1 protein-coding gene is annotated in these 1,129 nt (G+C 70.1%); it reads right to left on the reverse strand.

What is annotated here, in order from left to right:
• A partial coding sequence (locus E8D38_RS27820; RefSeq protein ID WP_140637550.1) for an acyl-CoA dehydrogenase occupies positions 1-1,129 on the reverse strand: 1,129 nt, incomplete at its 5' end.

The following is a 1,129-nucleotide window of genomic DNA, read 5'->3' on the forward strand; positions in this document are numbered from 1 at the left end:
TCAGAACGCCGCGATGCCGGTGATGGCGCGCCCGAGGATGAGCGCATGCACGTCATGGGTGCCCTCGTAGGTGTTGACCACCTCCAGGTTCACCAGGTGGCGCGCCACGCCGAACTCGTCGGAGATGCCGTTGCCGCCCAGCATGTCGCGCGCGGTGCGGGCGATCTCCAGCGCCTTGCCGCAGCTGTTGCGCTTCATGATGCTGGTCAGCTCCACCGGCGCGCCGCCCTCGTCCTTCAGCCGCCCCAGCCGCAGGCAGCCCTGCAGCCCCAGCGTGATGTCGGTCAGCATGTCGGCCAGCTTCTTCTGCACCAGCTGGTTGGCCGCCAGCGGCTTGCCGAACTGCCGCCGGTCCAGCGTGTACTGGCGCGCGCGCTGCAAGCAGTCCTCGGCCGCCCCCAGCGCACCCCAGGCGATGCCGTAGCGCGCCGAGTTCAGGCAGGTGAACGGACCCTTCAGCCCGCGCACCTCGGGGAAGGCGTTCTCTTCCGGGCAGAAGGCGTTGTCCAGCACGATCTCGCCGGTGATGGAGGCGCGCAGCCCCACCTTGCCGTGAATGGCCGGCGCGCTCAGCCCCGGCGTGCCCTTGTCGAGCACGAAGCCGCGGATGGCGCCCTCGTCGTCCTTGGCCCACACCACGAACACGTCGGCGATCGGGCTGTTGGTGATCCACATCTTGCTGCCGCTGAGGCTGTAGCCGCCGGGCACCTTGCGCGCGCGCGTGACCATGCTGCCGGGGTCGGAGCCGTGGTTGGGCTCGGTCAGGCCGAAGCAGCCGATCCATTCGCCGCGGGCCAGCTTCGGCAGGTACTTCTGCTTCGTCGCCTCGTTGCCGAACTCGAAGATCGGCACCATGACCAGCGAGCTCTGCACGCTCATCATCGAGCGGTAGCCGGAGTCCACCCGCTCGACCTCGCGGGCCACCAGGCCGTAGCTCACGTAGTTGAGGCCGGCGCCGCCGTAGGCCTCGGGGATGGTCGCCCCCAGCAGGCCCAGCTCGCCCATCTCGCGAAAGATGGCGGCGTCGGTGTGCTCGTGGCGAAAGGCTTCGAGCACCCGCGGGGCCAGGCGGTCCTGGCAGTAGGCGGCCGCCGCGTCGCGCACCGCGCGTTCGTCGGCGCTGAGCTGC

Origin of the sequence: Methylibium rhizosphaerae (assembly GCF_006386545.1) — a bacterium.
Classification (GTDB): domain Bacteria; phylum Pseudomonadota; class Gammaproteobacteria; order Burkholderiales; family Burkholderiaceae_C; genus Pseudorivibacter; species Pseudorivibacter rhizosphaerae.